The sequence below is a fragment of the Nostoc sp. DedQUE05 genome (assembly GCF_034530955.1).
Lineage (GTDB): Bacteria > Cyanobacteriota > Cyanobacteriia > Cyanobacteriales > Nostocaceae > Nostoc.
The window spans coordinates 40,977-57,451 of the sequence record NZ_JAVRCB010000052.1; the positions used below are offsets into that span (position 1 = coordinate 40,977).

The following is a 16,475-nucleotide window of genomic DNA, read 5'->3' on the forward strand; positions in this document are numbered from 1 at the left end:
TCTGAAAGAACTTCGATAAATCAACAAATCAAATAAAATTATATAGTATGGATACTCAAGAAAATACCCAAGTTGATAATTCTGATATCGCAGCAACGACTAAAAAAAGTCGCTTCACTTCTATCACCATTATTGCTACGACTACTTTAGTTGTTACTGGACTTTTAGCACTTGGTATTATACCTCGCTTACAAAAGCAATCAGAATTAAATGCTTTCGCTAAATCTACAATAAAAAAAGTTTCTTCGGTCAATGTAGTTAAACCAAAAGTTGCTGCTAATTTCACCGAACTAGTTCTACCTAGCAGCATTCAAGCCAGCCAAGAAACCACAATTTATGCCCGTACCAGTGGCTATTTACAAAAGAAATTTGTAGATATTGGCGAACGTGTAGATAAGGGACAGCTACTAGCTATAATTGATGCCCCGGAAACTGACCAAGATATACAACAAGCTCGTGCAGAATTGGCAAAATCTGAGGCAAATCTGGTTCAAGTTCAGGCAGATTTAGCACAAAAGCAAAGTAATCTTTCTCAAACAAAAGCTAACTTAAAAGCTAGAGAAGCGGAATTAGCCGAAGCACGTACTAACCTAGAACTAGCACGTCAAACTTGGCAACGTTGGCAATTACTTCAAAAGCAAGGAGCCGTGACTACACAAGCTGCTGATGAACGTCAAGCTGCTTTTAATTCAAGTCGAGCTAATGTAGATACTTTAATTGCTCGCGTTAATTCAGACCAAGAAAGTGTAAATACTGCTCTTGCAGCTATTAATTCCCAAAAAGCTAACATTAATGCGTTTATCGCAAGTAGGAGTGTTAGTAAATCAGATTTACAACGGATAACTTCTTTACAAACATTCAAACAAATTGTTGCTCCTTTTGCAGGTGTAATTACTGCTCGCAATATAGATACGGGAGCTTTAATTTCTGCGGGTAGCAATAATAATAGTGGAAATTCCTGGTTATTTAAGATTGCTCAGACAAAGAATTTACGTATCCGAATTAATGTCCCCCAGGCTTTTGTGCAATCAATTCACCCTGGACAAATTGCCCTTGTTCGTGTTCGTGAGCTACCGAAAAAATCTTTTGCTGGTAAAGTTATTCGGACTGCTGATGTCTTAGATGCTACTTCTAATACCCTTTTAACTGAAATTGAAGTACAGAATTCAGACAATGTGTTGCGTCCTGGGATGTATGCTGAAGTCACTTTTAAGACTGAACGTGCCAATCCACCTTTATTAGTACCAGCTAATACCTTAGTGATTAATGCAGATGGTATACAAGTAGCCACTGTGACGAAGGAAAAGAAAGTTAAGTACCAGAAAGTAGAGCTTGGACGAGATTATGGTACTGAAGTTGAAGTTGTTTCTGGTTTAAGCCCTAATGTTAGGTTAATTACTAATCCTACGGATGCTCTCCAAGATGGTAAATCGGTTCAGATACTTGCATCTAAGCATAAGACTAAGAATTGAATTTTGAATTTGGAGCGTACCCCATCTCTACGGGACGCTCTGCGAATGGGGAAGCAAGCGAGGTGACTGGGGTTACAACAAAGTAAAGTTAACCGATAATAAATAGCTTAACGTTGACGACTAATGCTACATCTAGTATGGTTGAGCGGGGAAAAACCAACGTGAAAGCACAGGTATTTAGAGGCGTTAATCAACTGTCTTACGAAGATATCCCAGTCCCAACTGTGGAATCAGATGAAGTGCTGGTACAGGTGCGGGTTGTGGGATTGTGTCAGTCAGATATTAAAAAAATTCGTTATCCACTTTATGAACCGCCGCGCATTTTTGGACATGAAACTGCCGGCACGATCGCAGCAATAGGCAATAATGTCAAAGGTTGGCAAGTTGGACAACGGGTAGCAGTGATGCACCACATCCCTTGTATGCGTTGCGCCTATTGCCTAAATGATAATTTCTCGATGTGCGATGTTTACAAAAACATTTCCACTACCGCAGGCTTTAACGCCAGTGGTGGCGGTTTTGCCGATTATGTCAAAGTACCCGGACATATTGTAGAAAATGGTGGGTTGATTCCCATCCCTGATAATATCAGTTTTGAAGAAGCGAGTTTTGTAGAACCAACTAACTGCTGTTTGAAGGCAGTGAGAAAAGCTCAAATTGCTCCAGGACAAACTGTATTAGTTACTGGGGCTGGGCCAATTGGGTTAATGTTTATCATGTTGGTGAATTATTTCGGAGCAAAAGCGATCGCTACTGATTTACTACCCTCTAGAATTGATAAAGCCTTGAGTGTCGGTGCAGAAGCGGCTTTTGATGCTCGCGATCCCGATTTATCTGCCAAAATTCATGCCTTAACTGGTGGACTAGGCGTTGATGTCACCTTGCTGGCGGTTCCGAGTGAGAAAGCTTTCTTTCAAGCACTTGATAGTACCCGCAAAGGCGGTAAAATCTTGTTTTTCGCCGAATTTCCTGATGAGGTGGAAATTCCCATTAATCCGAATATCCTCTACCGTCGAGAAATTGACTTGATCGGTAGTTATAGCTCATCTTATCGGCTTCAGAGTTTATCAGCTGATATTGTATTTAATCAGCGAATTGATGTAAAAGCGTTGATTAGCGATCGCTATCCATTAAAAGATTTATCAGCAGCTGTGGAAGTTGCGATCGCACCCACACCGGATACTTATAAAATTTTAATTTATCCGTCAAAGGAAGATTAGGGAGATGGGAGAGTGTTAAAACTAGAAGTTTAAAGCTCAGAGGTTCACGACGAAGCTCAGAGGTTCAACGACGAAGTTCAGAGGTTCAGCGACGAAGCTCAAAGGTTCAATGATGAAGCTCAGAGGTTCAGCGACGAAGCTTTGGGGTTCAACGACGAAGCTCGGAGGTTCAGCGACGAAGCTTTGAGGTTCATCCTCATCTCTCACTCTCCCCTTGTCCCCAACAAAATGCTTATTACCCTACTTTTCGTAGCCCTACTCGCTTTCTATGTCGCCTGGAATCTTGGAGCAAACGATGTCGCTAATGCGATGGGAACCTCTGTCGGTTCCAAAGCTGTCACTCTCAAGCAAGCACTAATAATTGCTGGAGTATTAGAGTTTACGGGTGCTGTGTTATTTGGGCATGAAGTAACGGAAACTCTCGCAACGAAAATTGCTAATCCCGCTTTATTCGCAGCTACACCCCAAATATTCGTTATTGGGATGGTAACGGTACTAATTTCTTGTGGTGTGTGGTTACAAATTGCTACATCACGCGGTTTACCAGTCTCATCTTCTCATGCGGTTGTTGGTGCGATCGCTGGATTTAGTTGGGTAGCTTTGGGAGTAAATGCAATTGATTGGTCATCAATTGGCTTAATTACCATTGGCTGGATTTTAACGCCGTTAATTAGTGGTGCGATCGCCGCTTTATTTTACAGTCAAATCAAGCACTGGATTTTAGATCGACCCAATCAAGTCGTCCAGTTACAAGAGTGGATTCCCTGGTTGAGTACTCTCCTGCTAGGTGTATTCGGCGTGATTGTCTTACCATCACTCACAGAACCGCTAACCAATTTTGTAATTGAGCAAGTTGGTTTTACAATCCCTGCTTACGACATCCCGCTTTTAACAGGTGCAATCGCAGCCGTTGGACTCACAATCATTAGTTGGCGACAATTGGGAGATTTGGGAGACAAGGGAGAAATACTCCCTAATCCCGTGGAAAGATTATTCGGTCGATTTCAACTACTAAGTGCTTGCTTTGTCGCCTTTGCTCACGGTTCTAATGATGTGGGAAATGCGATCGCTCCTTTAGCTGCGATCGTTTACATCAATCGCACTGGTAGCGTACCTACTGATGGTATAACTATCCCCCTTTGGATTTTAATCCTTGGTGGTGCTGGTATTGTTGGTGGTTTAGCTGTCTGGGGAAAAAAAGTCATTGCTACCATTGGCGAAAACATCATTGCCTTGCAACCCAGTAGTGGATTTTGTGCCGAGCTGGCAACTGCTACCACCATCCTCATCGCCTCCCGACTAGGTTTACCAGTCTCCACTTCCCACGCTCTTGTCGGCGGTGTAGTTGGTATTGGACTAGTGCAAAATCTCAAGTCGATTAAGTTTGAAACACTAAAAGGTATTGCTGCCGCATGGCTAATTACAATCCCTGTGAGTGCTACCCTTAGCGCTGCCATTTTCAGCATCGCCCAGATTTTATTCTTCTAAAAATTATTAATATTTTCCAAACTTTTCCTCTATTGGAATTTACACAAAGCAAAACCCAGACTGCAACAACGCCAAAAAAGCGTGCTTTTGCAGAATTGCTGTTCATTCATTAGAATGTTGTGCAGGGGATAACGTAACTTAGAATTTCCACAGAAGGATACTTTAATCCCCGTTTAGAGATATAAACTGTCACACCAGTTACATTCCACACAAATTTACAGTTAGTTTTGCAAGTCAGACAATTTGGTGGGGATATCTAGCGACGAGTTGCCTACGCACACGCATCTCTGAATCTTTGACAATTATTATTGGCAGCAAAACAATAAATATTTATTTGGAGTGAGATTTCTTTAAAAGTAAAATTTCATTGGCAAATAATTTATGAAAATTAAACTGACCAAAATAAAAAAGTCTCTATTTAAGGGACTTCCAGGCGTGGCGATCGCTCCAAAATCCTTTCGGGTTGGGCAATCCCCTAGACTCTCTAGCGTCGCTAACTATGGGAATCGCCATCGCTCTTAGCGTCTCCCCTTGGGAGAAGACGGGTGCTACCTCATCAAAATTCCAAATCTAATGGTTAAATACTTATCAATGTTGAAGAGAACACGGTGTAGTAAGCTGTATGGCAAACTTAGGATGCTTTGCTAACTTGTGTTCAGTATGACAGAATTACGTTGAAATGCGGAAGTGCTGTTAAAATTTTTAATTTATCTGACAAAATACAGGAAATTAGGATGACCGCCAATAAAGTGTACGGGAAGCAGCTTTATCGTCAAAGTGTTAGAGGTTAGAAGCTAATGGGGCGATTCGAGAAGCAACCAGAAAACCCAAGAGTCAGAGGAGAGCTATCTAGAGCAGCAGAAAATGCTCTTTGGGCTTTAGTTGAAGACTTAGAAAATCTTCAGCAGAATGTCCTCAGAGGCTTGCAGGAAGACGTAAAGCGGCTTCAGTCAGAAAAAAATCGGTTATCTGATGAGATTCAAAGCTTGGTAGAGGAAAAAGAGCATTTACAACAAGTGCGCCAAATCACCGAGCAGCAAGTGTTAATTCGACAACTGGCAGAAGTTCTGGCAAAGCATATATCTTCACAACTGCAATCCTCTCTGGCAACTTTAGCTAATCAAAGCATAGAGGGCAAATCTTACGAACAAGCCGCGCTCAAGTCTGCTGAAGTGAGCAGCAATGTAGTCGGTGAAATCAATGAAAAAGTCGAACATATGTTTGACAGTCTCGATGACACCGTTACTGTTACCTTTAATTCCTTACAACAGGAGCTGAAGAACTATCAAAGTAATCTTTCCCAACAGTTGTCACGGATGTATAGCCAGCAGCAGCAAGGGGAAACGATTTTGGCGGAGTTTGTTAACCGCCTGCATGGAGAACTAGAAAAAACTATAGAAGAAACTTCACGTAAATCAGCAACAGCAGGTATACCTACTGTTTTGCAGTTTACGGAGCCAGAAAAAAACAGTTCTGTTGAAACATCCTTACCAGAGTTTGAGCAAGTAGTAAGAAATTCCCTTGAGCCAATTTCCCCGATCTCCAATCAATTTTCACCAAGGGAAACAACATTAGAACCGCCGATTGTTAAAGAAAACACCGCGCCTCCAATTTCTTCTCCCAGCAAAAATTTATCGGTAAGGGAAACGACATTAGAGGCGCCGATTGTTAGAGAAAATACGGCGAATCCAATTTCTTCTCCCAGCAAGGATTCGTCGCCAAAAGAAACAACATTACAGCCGCCGATTATTAAAGAAAACGTCGCGAATCCAATTTCTTCTCCCAGTAAGGATTTGTCGCCAAAAGAAACAACATTACAGCCGCCGATTATTAAAGAAAACGTCGCGAATCCAAGCAAGGATTTGTCGGAAAGAGAAACGCCATCAGAATCTACTGCGGCTGTAGTTCCGCCACCAAAGGATAATGCCACCGAGCCAATTTCTGTTCTCAATCAGGAATCGCCGGAAAACGAAACGAAATCAGAGTCTTCGATCGCATCTGTGCTACAGCCAAGAATAATCCGACCTTCTCTCAAGATTCCTACTGAACCACTTTCTGTCCGCCGTAAGAACGTATCGCAAAGCAAAGCTGAACCCTCATCGACCACTGCGTCAGAACCGCAGGTGGAAGCAAAACCCCTACAATCGCGATCGCCTAATTCTTCTAGCTCATCGACACTCAAAATCGGTTTGTTTTTGATCGTCTTATCGGCAGTGGTATCGTCGCTTTACAACGTAGCCATCAAGGTGATTTTCCACGAAGGTTCCCAGATTTTTGGAGTATTAGAGGTAGAACAATTGCTACCGCCGACTTTGGGCAATACTCTGTTAATTTTGACGCTACGGTTTATGGTAGTCGTACCATTAATGGTACTTTTGTCTCCGATATTGCATCCAAGACTGTGGCAAGACTTGGAAAACTTGTCTGCTTCAGTCCGAGGAAATGCTACACCTGCCAATGCAGCTACCAAGCAGATTTTGGTGTTGTCAATTGTGAGTGGGTGCTTTTTGTTTTTATCTCAGGTACTAATCTATATTGCGATCGCTCAAATCACAACTGGAATGGCGATCGCACTGTTCTTTATCTATCCAATGGTTAGCGGTCTATTTTCGTGGTTTCTGTTTCGCGATCGCCCCACTCTATTCCGCATCGCCGCGATCGCCGCGATTTGCTGCGGTGAATTGTTGGTTTTAGGGGGTTCTCCCAGCATCGGGATCGGTAATACTTCAATGGGAAGCAGCACTGCCATTCTTTCGGGTGTGGCTTTTGCTGCCTACATAATTCTGACGCGAGTCTGTGCTAGCAAACTCCATCCGGTGACTTTTACTTTAATCAACTTCACTACCATGTTGTTGTTGAGCTTTATCTGTTTGATGCTACCTTTGCCAAGCAGTTGGAATTTGGTAGTAGTTGACCCCTCGAAAATGTTGGAATTGGTTTTAAGCGCGTTTATTTTAGGCGTGCTGACCCTTGCAGGTTATTTGCTCAATAATGTTGGTATTAGTAAACTAGGTGCCTCGCGATCGGCGCTCATCGGTGGTAGCATCCCAGTTTTAACCGTGATTTTCGCTGGGTTAATCATTCAAGAAAATTTGGATATTGTGCAAATTCTGGGAGTGTTATTTGTAACCTTTGGCGCGGCAGCTTTCAGCTTTGAAACAATGCGAAATCAGGTTAAACCCTCTAGTCCCACGAATTAAATGGCGAGTTCAATCAGCTTAAGAGTGATAGGAGCTACTTTACTCCCCATCACTCTCAGCATCAATCCTGACGCTAATGTGACAAACAAGATCCCCGACTTCTCAAATAAGTCGGGGATTTAAATTTTTACGAATAATTTCAGAATGCTGTATAGGTGCAGATAAGACTTAATAGATCGGCAAGCAGTATTCAGAATAAATCGACTTGTAATATATTTTTAAGAATTTAGCCTGATACAGGTAGGGAAAACACGTATATGTAAGCAATATGAGTAGTACTGACTCCAGCAATTGGGCACAAGTACTTGCTCAGAGAGAAGATTCGCAAGGAGTTAAGACTATTGCAGCATATTTTGGAACTAAGAGATGGAGAAGTCGCAGAAATGCTTAGAGGAACTCATTGTTTCAAGCCAAACGTACTTAATTGATATTAGGCGGTGAACCTACCTATTTTTCCAGTATGGGAGGCAAAGTAAGTGGGCAAGAATAGACTAACTTATGTTAAGCAATGTAAATTACATGAAATTGCCTTGTAGTGAGGACTAAAGCCCTTATCCTTTGGTTTTATTTGTCCCTAATGGGGAAGTTTATCAGACCGCACTAAGTCACTACAAATCTTTAATTATTCACACCCACTTACTAATTTTGTTTTGTAAGATGGTATCTTGATTTCTGTCGTTTTATACAAGCTCACTGAATCTGCGATCGCCAAAACACCCAGAAAAAGAAGCTTTTATCGTACCTTACTACGGATTATCACTCTTTTCTCGCAACCAACTATCTACGTAATTTAAGCCTCTGAAATATATAAAATAGCGAGGTAAAACATACTTAAAAGTAGCCAATAAATTAGTTAAATCATGAAAATTTAAAATTCTTTCATGAAAGAATTTTAAATTTATGGCAAAAAACTTTTTAAACAATCATCGGATAGAACCCAAGATGTTTTATTATATGTATGGCTATTAACTAATTTTTCGGTTATTAGCACGAGCAGCAAAGCCTTATAGATACGCGATTTAGTTGGGAATAATCGCGGCTTTTTGTGTCCAATCATCATATAGAAAATAATAAATAAAACTGGGATTTAGGGGAGATATAAAATATCATCAAACCTTGATTTAAGCAAAATATAAAATATTTAAATAGTCATCATTTATAAACTTTAAAATGCATAATTTTATTTCAAAACCAAAAAATAGTGATATGATGAGGAACAATATTTGAAAAACAACAGGTATTTTGAAATTGGAATTATTTGCTCTACTTGATGTCTATTATTTTCCCTCAAGCCAACGGCTGATACTGCCGAGACATCACTGGAGGTTGTGAACGGAATGATAGTTTACAACGGGCTGTATAGCTCAACCTCTAAATTTGGCTACACCTGGTAAACGATTTGTTTTGAGACAATTCCCAATTATTTCTAGTCAATTGTGTACTACAAATAACTCGCCAAAGTTGCATAAAAGCATCTTTTTCTAGTAACAGATATCCCAGATTAACTGCGTAAACTAGTTTTTATTCTGAGTCGGCATAGCGCCATCATTCGGTGTATGCAGCTTGACGTTGTTGCTCTTGAAAGATGAAAAAAACCAGAAAACTGAAAGGCTTTGGAGATTAATTGCAGCATAGTTGACTGTTGGGACATAAACCACCGTTAAGCTATATTTGGTGGTGTCTCTAATTTTCCGGTTAGATGCTCCAGACAGTTATACTCACAACTACTTACTCTGCTTTTTTAGCAGGAAATATGCGAAAACGGTAGTTTCCGCTACCACCGATATCATCGTTATCGCATACTAATATAGTTTGAAGTAAAGACAGCCTTCAGCCAGGTGTATACTACCTAATTCTCACTCGATTAAAAATTTTGTAAACGTGCTATTCAATTGTCTGTAATATGAGTAACGACATAGATCTGATCAAACGTCTTGACCCCAGTGCGATGGATCAGATCATGCTTTATCTGGCTTTTAGTGCCATGCGGACGAGTGGGCACAGGCATGGGGCATTTTTAGACGCAGCCGCAACAGCAGCAAAGTGTGCAATTTACATGACCTATCTAGAGCAGGGACAAAACCTGCGCATGACAGGGCATTTGCATCACTTGGAGCCAAAACGAGTAAAAATTATTGTAGAAGAAGTCAGGCAGGCACTAACAGAAGGCAAACTGTTAAAAATGCTGGGTTCTCAAGAACCTCGCTATTTAATTCAATTGCCTTATGTCTGGCTAGAAAAATATCCTTGGCAACCGGGGCGATCGCGTGTTCCTGGTACTAATCTGACAAGTGAAGAAAAAAGACAAATTGAGCAAAAACTGCCCAGTAATTTACCTGATGCTCAGTTAGTTAGCTCCTTTGAGTTTCTGGATTTGATCGAGTTTTTACACAAGCGATCGCAAGAAGACTTGCCACCAGAACACCAAATGCCTTTGAGTGAAGCTTTGGGTGAGCATATTAAGCGCCGTCTGCTTTACTCAGGAACGGTAACACGGATTGATTCTCCTTGGGGAATGCCCTTCTACGCGCTTACCCGTCTTTCTTATACCCCAACAGACGATGAAGAACGTACACACATCACCGTGGAAGATACTGCTCGGTATTTCCGCATGATGAAAAATTGGGCAGAACGGCGACGAAATGCCATGCGCTTGCTGGAAGAACTTGACATCCTCCCAGAAAAAATGGATCAGGCTATGGAAGAATTGGACGAAGTTATCCGTGCCTGGGCAGACAAATATCATCAAGACGGTGGTATTGCAGTGGTTTTACAGACAGCTTTTGGTGAAAGAGAAGACTAGTACAACTAACTGTGCAAACTGTGCAAAATCCTAAATTCCCAAAGCTGAGAAACTGACGTGAGTTCAACTAATCTCTCTCCAACTCCTCTTTGCGTTGGAGAGGAGAATTATAATCGTTTTTCATTTATTTGAATGAAATGCTTACCTAGTCAGTGGACACTTTGGGAACAGTGCTAGGTATCGTATGCCCACAAGTGGCAGAAGTGCTACGGAAGTTTGTCCTAGCTAATAGAACGTTTGACGAAAGTTGCATTAGCGTACAATCCGCCTAAAAGTTCGCATGATATCTTTGTAGTCTAGATAATACCAGATGTTGACATCATTGAGAAGGGCAAAAGGACGGCTTTTTTGGGCGAGGTAGAGAAACTTCTGCAACCTTTTGATGATGATATAAAGACCAAAGTAAGAAATATAGTAACTAATGTAAATATTACTGTCATTGCCTAACCAAAGCTATACAGTCAGCAAAGGTAAATTAACGTGAGTTCGACAAGCCCTTTTTTGACCTCTCCCCCAACCCCTCTTGGACACCCAGAGAAGAGCCAAAACCCTAATTTCTCGTTGCTCCTCCCTTTCCCCGTGGGAGAGGGAGGTTGTCCGGGAGAGGTTCATCGAACTCACGTTAAATTATCCAGTCAGGTTGAAGCATTGTAAATATATAAGGTTGGGTTTCGCTGTTGCTCAACCCAACCTACAAATTAAAATCAGATAATTTATTTTTTGGTAGTCCCTGAATCAGGGTGGCAAATAGCCACTCTAAATTCAACCTGTATATCAATTACACAAAGCACTGTAATCTAATTAGTGCCCGGTTGAGTTGGAATAACTGGTTGAGTTGGAATAACTGGTTGGGTTGGAACAACCGGTTGGTTTGGAAATGGGGTAGTTTCTAAACTTGGACTTGAACCCGCAGGAATTATCGTTGGCGGTGTAGACGAAGATGAAGCACCGATAACACTATCATCAGCACTGATACAAGTATCTAGCGCTTGAGTAGCGGGAAAGTCGATTTGGCTACGCAAGCCAACCACACACTGACCAAAGCGCACGGGTAACAAACTGCGTCCACAATAATCTAAAACTGTTGGATTAGCTTCTTCTTTAGTACTTAAGCTGACGCCAACTACACAGGTTGCTAACTCTTCAGGACGCCGGGCCTTTCCACAAGAATAAAGCGCATCCGTTGCAGCAATTTGGGTTTCCTTATCAATTTTCACCACGCAAGCAGCCAAATCTCTTGGACGCAATGCTGCTGCACAACCTGCTGATGCCGCTTCTGCCTTTACACCCACACTCAAGAGGCGACCCGCACAGACACTATAATCATTTCTGTAAGAGGCAGCGACAGCCACATTAGGCAAGATTGCTAAACATCCAGCTATAGCCAAAACTGGTAATGTTAAAATCCTGGAGGTGGAACTGCCTTGTTTGTTCTTAACTCTGCTAACCACTTTTTTGCTCATTGACATTGCCATTCTCCAAACACCCAAAGTTATGCTAACTCAAATATCTTAAAAATCCTCTGTAATCTAAGAATTTCAGAGGTAGTAAGCTGTTACGCAAAAAGAAAAGCACATCAACTGGTGTTCGCGCAGCATCTCCTGAAGGAGAAGTTGTCCTAAGTCAATTGTCCTTAGTAAACACAAATGACTAATGACGGTCTACACGGAGTTTGTGCAATATGTAGGCGCGTTAGCTTCAAGTATAGACATAATTAATTATGTCGAAAATTGTGTTAATATAGCTGTTTGAAAGATAAGTAGGCAACGTAAAAAGTATTTCAGAGTAAGAATACTGCGTAAACCAATCTGATGATTGAGTAGCCTACGAAACTAAATAAACACAAAAAACTTATTGGCAGGAGTACGGCGTGACAGGTCGGAATTCAGGCTTGGAGGCTAGTTTGTCGGGTTTACCGATTAAAAGCAACTGGCGCAAAAATCGATGCGTCTACCTTGGTGAGATACGTCTTACCTCGGTAAGCAGCTTCAAAAAACCAAGAATCCCCTGATTAAAAATTAGGGGAATGTCAAAATTGAATGTTTCGGTAAAGTTTAAACAGGATTAGATTAAGGAAACTCATGTCCCGATATAGAGGGCCCCGCCTCAGAATTGTCCGCCGCTTGGGCGACTTACCAGGATTAACTCGTAAAAGTGCCAGACGCGCTTACCCACCTGGGCAGCATGGCCAGAATCGCAAGAAGCGCTCTGAGTATGCTATCCGTCTAGAGGAAAAGCAAAAGCTCCGCTTCAACTACGGTTTGACTGAAAAGCAATTGCTCCGCTATGTGCGGAAAGCCAGACGTGTTACTGGTTCTACCGGACAAGTGCTGCTGCAATTGCTAGAGATGCGTTTGGATAATACCGTTTTCCGCTTGGGTATAGCCCCGACTATACCAGCAGCTCGTCAACTGGTAAATCACGGTCACGTCACTGTTAACGGTCGTGTGGTGAATATTGCCAGCTACCAATGCCGTCCTGGGGAAACAATTGCAGTCAGAGATCGGGCACAATCCCGGAAGTTGGTGGAAGCGAACTTGCAATATCCTGGTTTGGCTAACCTCCCCAGTCATTTGGAATTTGACAAAAATAAGTTGGTTGGTAAAGTCAACAGCGTTATTGAGCGCGAATGGGTGGCACTACAAGTTAATGAACTACTTGTGGTGGAATACTACTCACGACAAGCTTAAATAGTTGGGAGTTAGGAGTTATGAGTTAGGAGTTGCAAGACGATAATTCCTAACTCCTCACTTTTTACTCCTAACTTCTTTCATCCGCCAATTTGCGACATGGTTATGAATTATGAGTTATGAGTTATAAGTTATGAGTTATGAGTTGAAGAAACTTATTTATTCAAAACTTTTAACTTCTAACTCCTAACTCCTCACTTTTAACTCCTAACTTCTTTCATCCGCCAATTTGCAACATGGTTATGAGTTATGAGTTATGAGTTGAAGAAACTTATTTATTCAAAACTTTTAACTTCTAACTCCTAACTCCTCACTTTTAACTCCTAACTTCTTTCATCCGCCAATTTGCGACATGGTGCGGGTATATGCACCTGAAATGCCAGAATCGCGCCCTTTAAAGTTAATTTCTGGTTTGATTCCGAGTAAATGTCTCACCTGCTCTTGTAATTGAGCGGTGCTGACACCAGAACGCAGGGCAGTTTTTAAATCTATTTGACCAGTTTCATTTAATAAACAGGGGCGCAGCCAGCCATCGGCACTTAGGCGCATCCGATTACAACGATCGCAAAAACATTCTGACATCTGACTAATAAATCCTAGTGTCCCCTTCGCATTGGGAATTTGAAAGACATCAGCAGGGCCAGTACCACGAACTTGAGCTTCTGTCAAGCCCCAGCGATCGCGAATACGTTCTCGTAAATCGGCTGAAGATACCCAACCGCGATCGCCAAACAAATGCACATTACCAATGGGCATAAATTCAATAAATCGAACGTGCCACTGTTTATCAATTGTCAGGGCGGCTAAATCAAGAACTTCGTGGTCATTAACGCCAGGAATCACCACCACATTCAGCTTCAGGGGGTCGAATCCGACTTGATGGGCAGCTTGAATCCCATGCCAAACTTGTTGCCAACGAGAACGCCCCTGATTACCAATAATTTGGTCAAAAATATCGGGATCGAGAGAGTCAAGACTAATATTAATTCGTCGCAGACCAGCATTATAGAGGTTTTGTGCCATCGGAGCCAGCAAAAAACCGTTAGTGGTCATTGAGAGGTCTTGAGTTTGGGGTAAAGTTGCGATCGCACCGACCAAATCCACCACACGCGGACGCAACAAGGGTTCTCCCCCAGTCAAACGAAATCGGGTAAAGCCTACTGGAATAAATACCTCTTGAATTAAGGTGAGTAGTTCTTCATCAGTCAATAACTGTTGCTTGAGAATATAATCCAGTTCTACTCCCTCTGGCATACAGTACTGACAACGAAAATTGCAGCGATCGATTAAGCTAATGCGGAGGTAGTCTACCTGGTTCATCGTTTTATTTTTATTCTCTCTAATTAATTAAAGACTTTACAAAGGTGGTTTAGGGACTTTCAAGAAATAAATTATCCAATTTCACGCCCATCAAAACGACTTTCTCTCCCCCTGCTCCCTGCTCCCTGCCCCCTGCCCTAAAAGCGATGGGATTTTTTTATTTGGAAGTCCCTTACCCCTTCCTACTATCTTTGTTGTAACTCAAAATACCGTACTCCCCCTTAAGTGAGAGTCCACAGATTGTGGCATAATAAGCCGATCGCATCCACTAGTTAGTCATCAATCGTGCAAGATACCGACTCCATCAACGACCTTGCTGCTGCTTTACAACAGCCAGCCGATATCAGCTTTGAACTGCCCGATCCAGAAGATGAACAGATTCTAGAGTCAGATTTTCAACAGCAGCTAGAAGTAGCTTGGCAGGTATGCGATCGCTTTGATTTGCAAACTGAAATCTGGCGGGGGCGAATTTTACGGGCGATTCGCGACAGAGAAAAAGTGGGTGGTGACGGCCGCGGTACTGGCTTTCTCCGATGGCTAAAAGAGCGAGAAATCAGCAAAAGTCAAGCATACTCTTGGATTCAACTGGCGAATAGTGCCGATACTCTGATTGAAGACGGTAAACTTGACCCCGGATCTGTGAATAACTTCAGTAAACGGGCATTTGTCGAAACCTCCAAAGCAGTCCCAGAAGTGCAACAGATGGTGAGTGAAGCTGCCCAAAAAGGCGATCGCATCACAAGGCGGGAAGTGCGTCAACTCAATGATGAATGGACAGCCATGTCCTCAGATTTATTACCCGAAGCAGTTAAAGAAAAAGCAGCAGATAACACCCTTCCCCCGCGCTACATTGCCCCTTTGGTGAAGGAAATGGAAAAACTGCCAGAATCGCATCAAAAGTTTATCCAAAAGGAAATAGCTGCCAATCCTGATGTGGATACCCTGAAACAGGTAACTAGCGAAGCGCGTAACTTGGCGAAATATCTCAAAGGGGCGGCTCAAGTTCAGGCGTTAACACAGGAGAATGTTGATATTGAAACAGCCTTAGAAGAAGCCCAAAGAGTCGGCTGTTTGAGCATTGCTGCTGATTTGGTAAATCAAGCATCGCAAATTGAACAAACGATCGCTAAATTGTACATGACTTGGAAACGAATCGGTAATTTAGCAGATCGATTATATGTAGATACTGGTGCAAGTACACCCAACTTGCGATCGCTCCTCACCTGCTTGGAGCCTCTGGGTGGTGAAATCATGGAATTGCAACTTAGTGGTGCGACTGAACACACTGTTCGTTTGCAAATTCAAGAGACAAATTAGGGAGTGGGGAATTAAGAGTTGTGCGACATAATAGCAATAACCACCTGACTCCAGGTTTCTATGTCAACAACTATCATTGAACCCATTGTCACTTGGGAAAAGTTACCTGATGACTTTCCTTTACCCGATGAGCCTGTGGATAATATTAGTCAGCCAGCGATCGCATTTGCCTTAACTGAAAGCTTGGAACTGGCTCTTTTAATTCAGCCTCAGATACTCATTGGTACAAATTTTGGAATTTGTGCAACTGTAGATGGCAAGTTGGTAATTAAAGCCCCGGATTGGTTCTATGTCCCTTCTGTGTTACCGACAGTTCCACTAAACCAAAACCGTCGTAGTTATACCCCGAAGCTAGAAGGAGAAATTCCGGCGATCGTCATGGAATTTTTGTCAGAGACAGAAGGTAGTGAATACTCAATTAAAGCTAAGTACCCACCTGGTAAGTGGTACTACTATGAACGCATTCTTCAAGTCCCCATCTATGTAATTTTTGAACCAGAGGCGGGGTGGGTGGAAGTCTATCAACTTAGTGCTTCAGGGCAATACGAACTCCAGCAACCGAATCAGGATAGACTGTATTGGATTGCTAACATTGGACTGTTTTTAGGAATTTGGCAGGGTGCGAAAGTAAATCGCACTGGATATTGGTTGCGCTGGTGGGATGAAACTGGTCAATTGCTGCTGTGGGGAGCAGAACGCTTACAACAAGAGCAGCAATTGCGATCGCGTATGGCCGCAAAGTTACGAGAATTAAACATTGATCCAGAGACAGTTTAACTTATAGCCGTTTTATGCTCTTTTTGAACCACAATCTCCTCTAGGGGCACACAGCTAGTTATGCGCCCCTACCCTATGGTTTTATTTGCTATATCGGCGTACTCATTTGTTATTTCGGCGTACCCATTTGTTATTAGGACTTACGCATTGACAAGGTTGCCAAGAAGTGAATTCAGGGAAAACAAGGA

The 16,475-nt window shown here is 42.2% G+C and carries 11 protein-coding genes; 9 read left to right on the plus strand and 2 right to left on the minus strand.

The features are described from left to right. Positions 1-47 precede the first annotated feature (47 nt). From RMZ42_RS29310 to hetR, 6 genes are all read left to right on the plus strand, one after another. Positions 48-1,472, plus strand: a complete 1,425-nt coding sequence (locus tag RMZ42_RS29310) for an efflux RND transporter periplasmic adaptor subunit (protein WP_322674722.1) — start codon at positions 48-50, stop codon at positions 1,470-1,472. Positions 1,473-1,633: 161 nt separating this feature from the next. Next, positions 1,634-2,692: a zinc-dependent dehydrogenase gene (locus RMZ42_RS29315; protein WP_322674732.1), complete on the plus strand. Its 1,059-nt coding sequence runs from the start codon at positions 1,634-1,636 to the stop codon at positions 2,690-2,692. A gap of 228 nt (positions 2,693-2,920) precedes the next feature. After that, on the plus strand, positions 2,921-4,180 hold the full coding sequence (locus tag RMZ42_RS29320) for an inorganic phosphate transporter (protein ID WP_322674723.1): 1,260 nt from the start codon (positions 2,921-2,923) through the stop codon (positions 4,178-4,180). 381 nt (positions 4,181-4,561) lie between these two features. Continuing rightward, the gene (locus tag RMZ42_RS29325; protein ID WP_322674724.1) at positions 4,562-4,702 is read left to right on the plus strand and encodes a hypothetical protein; all 141 of its coding nucleotides are present in this window, start codon (positions 4,562-4,564) and stop codon (positions 4,700-4,702) included. Positions 4,703-4,977: 275 nt separating this feature from the next. Beyond that, the gene (locus RMZ42_RS29330; protein ID WP_322674725.1) at positions 4,978-7,380 is read left to right on the plus strand and encodes an EamA family transporter; all 2,403 of its coding nucleotides are present in this window, start codon (positions 4,978-4,980) and stop codon (positions 7,378-7,380) included. A gap of 1,903 nt (positions 7,381-9,283) precedes the next feature. Beyond that, entirely contained in the window at positions 9,284-10,183 is a 900-nt protein-coding gene (hetR, locus tag RMZ42_RS29335) for a heterocyst differentiation master regulator HetR (RefSeq protein WP_094349731.1), read from the plus strand. A gap of 797 nt (positions 10,184-10,980) precedes the next feature. Here the strand turns inward: hetR and RMZ42_RS29340 are convergent. Beyond that, the gene (locus tag RMZ42_RS29340) at positions 10,981-11,652 is read right to left on the minus strand and encodes a hypothetical protein (protein WP_416211843.1); all 672 of its coding nucleotides are present in this window, start codon (positions 11,650-11,652) and stop codon (positions 10,981-10,983) included. Positions 11,653-12,264: 612 nt separating this feature from the next. Between RMZ42_RS29340 and rpsD the strand changes: the two genes are divergently transcribed. Further along, positions 12,265-12,873 (plus strand): 30S ribosomal protein S4, encoded by a 609-nt coding sequence (rpsD, locus tag RMZ42_RS29345; protein ID WP_069071263.1) that lies wholly within the window; start codon positions 12,265-12,267, stop codon positions 12,871-12,873. 333 nt (positions 12,874-13,206) lie between these two features. On the opposite strand, the gene moaA is transcribed toward rpsD, so the two are convergent. Beyond that, positions 13,207-14,193, minus strand: a complete 987-nt coding sequence (gene moaA, locus RMZ42_RS29350; protein WP_322674726.1) for a GTP 3',8-cyclase MoaA — start codon at positions 14,191-14,193, stop codon at positions 13,207-13,209. Between the two features lie 285 nt (positions 14,194-14,478). Here moaA and RMZ42_RS29355 point away from each other — a divergent pair, with 285 nt between their 5' ends. Continuing rightward, complete coding sequence (locus tag RMZ42_RS29355; RefSeq protein ID WP_322674727.1) at positions 14,479-15,510, plus strand: hypothetical protein; 1,032 nt, start codon at positions 14,479-14,481, stop codon at positions 15,508-15,510. 60 nt (positions 15,511-15,570) lie between these two features. Beyond that, complete coding sequence (locus tag RMZ42_RS29360) at positions 15,571-16,287, plus strand: Uma2 family endonuclease (RefSeq protein WP_322674728.1); 717 nt, start codon at positions 15,571-15,573, stop codon at positions 16,285-16,287. The last annotated feature ends 188 nt before the right edge of the window (positions 16,288-16,475 follow it).